We start from the raw sequence: 5,820 nt of genomic DNA on the forward strand, positions 1-5,820 counted from the left end.
TGTGTTCTTCTTTTTTTTTACATCTCCCCGCCCCCCCCCGCAGGGGCGCTCGCGCGCGCCCCCCCCCCCCCCCGCGGGGCCCCCCGCGTCCGGTCCCCGCGGGTCCCTTACCGCAGGCGATCCCCGTCGTGGTCGCGCAGGATCCCGCACAGGTCCCGCAACGCGGCGTCGACGCGCGCGATGTCGTCCCCGGTGAGGTAGATCGAGGGTTCGAGGCGCACCGAGTTCCACGCCGGACCGGCGGGCAGCACCCTGATCCGGTGCTCCCGCAACAGGTACCCGGCCAGGAGGTACCCGAGGACGCCGCCCTCGGCGTGCTGCCGGATGACCTCGGACCGGGTCCCCGACTGGTCGTGGAACTCCAGGGCCAGCATGAGCCCGATGCCGTTGACGCCGGCGACCACCTCGGGGAAGTCGTCGCGCACCGCGGTGAGCACTCCGGTCAGCCGCTCGCCGAGGGCGGCGGCCTCGCGGTAGGCGGCACCGTCGTCGGCCTCCAGCATGTCCAGCACCTTCAGCGCGATGGCGCCGGAGAACCCGTCCTTGGCGAACGTCGAGCTGTGGATGATCTCGAAGCCCGGCTGGAAGCGGTCCTGGCGGATCAGCACCGCGGAGTTCTTCGCGATGCCGCCGCCGATGCTCTTCGCCAGCGTGTAGTAGTCGGCGCGCAGCCCCATGTGCGAGCTGGCCAGGAAGGCGCCGGTGCGCCCGGTGCCGCTCTGCACCTCGTCCGCCACGACCGGGCAGCCCAGCGCCGCGCCGAGCTTGCCGATCTCCTCGGCCAGCTCGCGGGTCACCGGCCGCATCCCCGCACCACCGCGGACGGGCTCGGCGAAGATCGCGCCCACGACGGGGAAGTCACGCGGCACGACCCGCGCCACGCCGTCCCGCACGACCACGTCGTACGCCTCCTCCCGCAGGTCGGCCACGCTCTTGGCGACCAGCTCGGGGTCCGCGGGGAGGAACCGGGCCGCGGGGGCGAGCGCGGCGAACGGGGTGCGCCAATGCGCGTTCTGGGTGAGCTGCACGCTGCCGACCAGCTTGCCGTGGAACGCGCCCTCCAGGGTCAGGAAGACCGGGGGCAGGGCGCGCAGCCCGGCGTTGTGGCGCTCGACCTCCCGGACCGCGGCGTCGATGCCGTCCGCGGCGAACGGCAGGTCGTCGGCGAGCACGGCCCGCCCGGCGGCGACCTCCTCGCGCGCCAGCGCCAGGTGCGCGGAGACCTCGTCGTGCATCGCGGAGATGCGCGCCTGCCGTTCGAGTTCGGCGTGCTTCATGCAGATCTCGATCGACTCGGCGCCGGTGTTGGCGAACACGACGGTGTAGCGGTCGTCGGAACCGGTCTCCCGCTGCACGATCCGGTTCAGCGCGGCGCCGATCCGGTCGGCGTGGCGCTGGACGGAGAGCTGGGCGTGCACCGGGTACCCGGCGTCCAGCACGGCTTTCGCGTGCGCCACGATCTCCGGGTGGTGGTGGCCGAAGATCAACGAGCCGAACCCGCACACCAGGTCGAGCACGGCGATCTCGGTGCCGTCCTCGGCGAGGTGGTAGAGCGTGTCGCCTTCGGCGCGGACGTACTCCACGCCGAGGCCCATGTCGGTCAACCACTGGTTGAGCGCGGAATCGGCGTAAACCGGCCGGACTGTAGGGGAAGCCATGTCCACCTCTTCGGAGAGTGGTGCGGGGATGGCTTCATTACAGCCATGCGAGGGCGTGCCGACAACGGGACTAGATCCCGGGGCTTAGACCCCCCTGCCACCATCGGCCATGGTGTCGGCGCGTCGGGGACTGCGAAGGTGGAGGTGAAGATCAGTGGTGAACCCTGGGGGAAGGACGCAGATGAACAACGGCGTGCACGGTCGAGCCGTCGGACCTCGACCGCAGGACCGAGCACGGGTCGCGCTGTCGGCGATCGAGGAGATGCTGGTCAGGTTGCAGGAGCTGGGCGACCTGGCCGGCACCGTGCGCGACGGCCTGCCCCGCCACCGGGCGCGACCGCGCCCGCCGGTCCGCTCCGGCCCGCCGCCGGAGGAGGTGGTGGCCGGGCAGCGCAAACTCGCGCTGACCGGGCGGCAGGGGGAGGTGCTGGAACTGCTCGCGCAGGGCCTGTCCAACCGCCGCATCAGCCGGACGCTGCACATCGCCGAGCAGACCGTGAAGGCGCACCTGCACATGATCTACCGCAAGCTGGGCGTGGCCGACCGCACCGAGGCCGTGGTGGTCGCGATGCGCCGGGGTCTGGTGCCCGGCGCACCGGTGCGGGTGCCCCTGCCGCGGCACCAGTCGGACGCGGCCCTCGCTCCCGGTGCGGGCCGCGTCCCGGGACCGGGCGCCGCGGGCGGGGCGCGCCGATCCGCGGGGGGCGAACCGGCGCGGTCAGGCGGGCCGGATCGACAGGGTGTGGCGAAACACGTCCCGCGGGTCCCAGGCGGCCTTGACCCGCTGTAGGCGCGGGTAGCTCTTGCCGTAGTACAGCTCGTGCCACGGCACGTCCGAGGTGTTCCACGACGGGTCCGCGAGGTCGATGTCGGCGTAGTTGATGTACGCACCGACGTTCACCTCGTTGGGCACCGGCACGCCCCCGGTGTCGGCGTGGATGTCGCGGTACATCCGGCGCAGCCAGTCCAGGTGCGCCCCGTCGTCCGCCGGGTCGGTCCAGAACGCGTTGAAGAACGTCTTGACCAGGGTGTCGCGGTCGGCGCGGGCGGTGGCGTCGGACGGCACGGCGTTGACCGCGCACCCGTAGCCCATGTACTCGATGTACCCCACGCCGGTGAGGTCCGGCCCGGTGGTGAGGTGCCGGTACACGGTGGCGATCTGCTCGGCCGTGTGCGGGCCCCGCAGGTCCGTCGACTTCACCTTGCGCCGCACGCCGATCGCGCTCGGCCCGCTGTCCGGCGGGGTCAGGTACCAGGCGGCGGCGAGCCACGGCAGGTCGATCCGGCGCACTTCCGGCGTCACGCCGACACCCGAGCCCACGGCGTCCAGGAACTCCGCCAGCACCGCCTGCGCGTCGGGCATGTCGGCGGACGCCTGCACGGTCAGCACCACATTGCCGTTGCAGCGGTGGAAGCACTCCAGGTAGGCGTAGAGGCCGGCGGTGGGCGAGCCCACGTCGCTGTTGGCCAGGTGCCAGGTGAGGAAGTTCCGCACCAGGCGCGTGAACGCGGGCTCGGTCAGGTCGGCCCACGGCCAGGAGACCTTGGCCACCAGCAGCGCGGACGGCGGGCGGGGCAGCAGGTCACGCGGGTCGGTGCTGTCGACGTCCTGCGCGCGCAGCCAGTACTTCGTGACGACGCCGAAGTTCCCGCCGCCGCCGCCGGTGTGCCCCCACCACAGGTCGTGGTTCGGGTCGTCCGGGTCGCGCGTGGCGACCACGGTTGAGACCGTGCCGTCCTCGGCGACGACGACCACCTCGACCGCGTGCAGGTAGTCGACGACGAGACCGTGCAGCCGGGACAGCGGCCCGAGGCCGCCGCCGCAGATGTGGCCGCCCGCCGCGACCGACATGCACGTGCCGCCGGGCACGGTGACGCCCCAGTTCTTCAGCAGCGTGCCGTAGATCAGGCCCAGCGTGGCACCGGGCTCGATGACGAAGGCGTTGCGGTCGTGGTCGAACCCGACGTGGTCCATCAGCGACAGGTCGACGATCACCTCGACGTCGGGGGCGAAGACGAAGTCCTCGCCGCAGTGCCCACCGGACCGCACGGTGAGGCGCTTGCCCGCCGCCACCGCGTCCGCCACCGCCTCCTCGACCTCGGCGGCGGTCCGCGCCAGCCGGACGTAGTCCGGTTTCGCGACGAAGCGGTAGTTCTCGCCGCGGGTCAACTGGTCGTACCGGGGATCCTCCGGCGTCACCAGGACGGGGCCCGGTCCGGTGGTGAGGTCCTGCTGCGCTCGCCCGTTCACCCGGCGAGTATCGCGATCCGTTGTGCGGCAAGACAATTCACCAAAGGTCCTAGGCAACACCCCCGGCGCAGGTCCGCCGCCTGCCGATCACCGGCGGAGGTTCTACAACCTCAGTCGCGCCTGCGCCGCCCGGGTTGCGACACCACCCGCTTGCGGCGTCGGTACGCGCGCTGCTGGCAGGCGTGGGAGCAGTACTTGCGCGGACGGCCGCGCGACATCCGGACCACCGGGTGCCCGCAGATCTCGCACAGGGGTTCGTCGGAGGCGGTCAGGGCGGGCCGGGTTTCGTCACGGGGTGGCCGTGACGATTCGCGGGCCGGGGCGGGGGAGAAGGCGGAGGCGGCGCGCGCGGCGGCGATGAGGTCCTCGTGCTGCGCCCGGCCGCGCGGGGTGTGCGTGATGAGCTCCACGTCGAGGTAGCGGCACTGCGCGGCGATGTCGTCGTCCGAGCACTGGAGGAGGTTGTTGAGGTAGTCCTGCGCGGCTCTGAGCTTGTCCATCTGCTGTTTCAGGCGGGCCACCTGGTAGCGCACCGCCCGCTGCCAGGATTGCAGGCCCGCGCCGCCGGAGGCGACGACGGCGGCGTCGTCCAGCGGCATCCCCCCGGTCACGCAGCACAGGTAGGCCAGGCCGATCCGACGCAGGTCCAAATCGCTGTACTGCCGCTGCCCGCCGTCCCGGTCGGGCGGGGCGAGGACGCCCTGCCTCTCCCACCAACGCAGGGTGGAGGGGGCCAGACCGTACAGAGCGGCAGCTTCTCCGATGCGCACAGCGGCTTCGTCCATTGCGCAATTTGACCTCAAGCGGTTTTAAACCTGCAAGCCAAGGCTAACCTAAGTTATGGCCAAAACGATGTAGGCCGGTTGCGGGGAGTAACCGGTTGGGTCTCGTGTTGGTCCAACGAGCTACCCCGTGGCCCGGCCCGTCCGCATTTCCCGGTCGAGGAGCACGACCACACGCGAAGGGCCTTCACGTGCCCGTCGCGGGCAGCCCCGCCACCCGGGTCCGGTCATTACCACCGGCCCGGCGGCGTGCACGGCCTCGCCGGACGCCAACGCCGTGGTCGTGGCGCTGCCGCCGGTGCGGGAGGCGTTCGACGCCCCTGCCGACGCGACCTGGTGGATCATCGGCGCGTACGCCCTCTGCCTGTCCGCGCTAGGTCTGTCGGCGGCCGATACGGGCGCGAGCGGGTGTTCCGCCGGGCGGTCGGGCCGGTTCGCCGCGGGCCCTGCGGGTGCGCGCGGCGATCGCGCCGCCCCCGATCACGCAGAGCTTCCCTGATCCGCCGAGCGGGCGAAAGTCATCAGCGGTTGGACGACGGTGATCGGCGATGCCGGGACGAGCCACCTCGGCGGCGAACTCAGGAGCCGTGCCCACCCCGCAGCTGGACGACCACCACCGTGATGTTGTCGTGCCCGCCGGCCTCCAGCGCGACCTCGACCAGCTCCCGCGCCACCTCCGCCGGCGGCACCCCCCGCGGCACGGCCGCCAACAGGTCCTCCGGCTCCGGCAGGTAGTTCCACAACCCGTCGCTGCACAGCACCAGCAGCCCCGGCGTCTCCACCTTGAACGTGACCGCCTGCGGCTCGACCGCGCCCGCGTCGGCGCCCAGCCAGCGCGACAGCACGTGCGCCCGCCGGTCGGTCAGCGCCTCCTCCTCGGTCAGCACGCCCTCCGCGACCAGCTGCGCCGCCCACGTGTCGTCCACGGTCAGCCGCGCCGCGCCGGACCCGGCCACCAGGTAGGCGCGGCTGTCGCCGACCCACCCGACGGTGGCCGCGCCGTCGGTCACCACCGCCGACACGAACGTGCAGGACGGCGCCACCTCCACCGCGCCCGGCCGCGCCAACCCGGCCACCGCCGCGTTCGCCGCCGCCACCGCGTCCGAGGTGGACGCCTCCGCGTCCGAAC

General features: G+C 72.5%; 6 protein-coding genes. 2 read left to right on the forward strand and 4 right to left on the reverse strand.

What is annotated here, in order from left to right; translation table 11 throughout:
* Positions 1-107 precede the first annotated feature (107 nt).
* On the reverse strand, positions 108-1,658 hold the full coding sequence (locus ACFV4N_RS38665; RefSeq protein ID WP_499677647.1) for an aminotransferase class III-fold pyridoxal phosphate-dependent enzyme: 1,551 nt from the start codon (positions 1,656-1,658) through the stop codon (positions 108-110).
* A gap of 181 nt (positions 1,659-1,839) precedes the next feature.
* Between ACFV4N_RS38665 and ACFV4N_RS38670 the strand changes: the two genes are divergently transcribed.
* Positions 1,840-2,448 carry a helix-turn-helix transcriptional regulator gene (locus ACFV4N_RS38670; protein WP_499677648.1) on the forward strand — a complete coding sequence of 203 codons (609 nt, stop codon included), beginning with the start codon at positions 1,840-1,842 and terminating at the stop codon, positions 2,446-2,448.
* On the opposite strand, the gene ACFV4N_RS38675 is transcribed toward ACFV4N_RS38670, so the two are convergent.
* Together ACFV4N_RS38675 and ACFV4N_RS38680 are read right to left on the reverse strand one after the other, a co-directional pair.
* A complete protein-coding gene (locus ACFV4N_RS38675) occupies positions 2,377-3,909 on the reverse strand; it encodes an FAD-binding oxidoreductase (protein ID WP_499677649.1) in 1,533 nt (510 codons plus the stop codon). The genes ACFV4N_RS38670 and ACFV4N_RS38675 overlap by 72 nt on opposite strands.
* A gap of 110 nt (positions 3,910-4,019) precedes the next feature.
* Complete coding sequence (locus tag ACFV4N_RS38680) at positions 4,020-4,694, reverse strand: helix-turn-helix domain-containing protein (RefSeq protein ID WP_499677650.1); 675 nt, start codon at positions 4,692-4,694, stop codon at positions 4,020-4,022.
* A 274-nt stretch (positions 4,695-4,968) separates the two neighbouring features.
* On the opposite strand from ACFV4N_RS38680, the gene ACFV4N_RS38685 reads away from it, so the two are divergent.
* Positions 4,969-5,190, forward strand: coding sequence for a hypothetical protein (locus ACFV4N_RS38685; protein WP_499677651.1), 222 nt, complete (start codon positions 4,969-4,971; stop codon positions 5,188-5,190).
* A gap of 79 nt (positions 5,191-5,269) precedes the next feature.
* Here ACFV4N_RS38685 and ACFV4N_RS38690 read toward each other — a convergent pair.
* Positions 5,270-5,820 (reverse strand): PP2C family protein-serine/threonine phosphatase (locus ACFV4N_RS38690; protein ID WP_499677652.1); only part of this gene is annotated, 551 nt, incomplete at its 5' end.

Source organism: Actinosynnema sp. NPDC059797 (genome assembly GCF_042732085.1).
Lineage (GTDB): Bacteria > Actinomycetota > Actinomycetes > Mycobacteriales > Pseudonocardiaceae > Actinosynnema.

Coding starts and splice junctions, on each gene's coding strand:
- ACFV4N_RS38680 (WP_499677650.1), bottom strand. CDS start 4,694: ATGGACGAAGCCGCTGTGCGCATCGGAGAAGCTGCCGCTCTGTACGGT.
- ACFV4N_RS38670 (WP_499677648.1), top strand. CDS start 1,840: ATGAACAACGGCGTGCACGGTCGAGCCGTCGGACCTCGACCGCAGGAC.
- ACFV4N_RS38665 (WP_499677647.1), bottom strand. CDS start 1,658: ATGGCTTCCCCTACAGTCCGGCCGGTTTACGCCGATTCCGCGCTCAAC.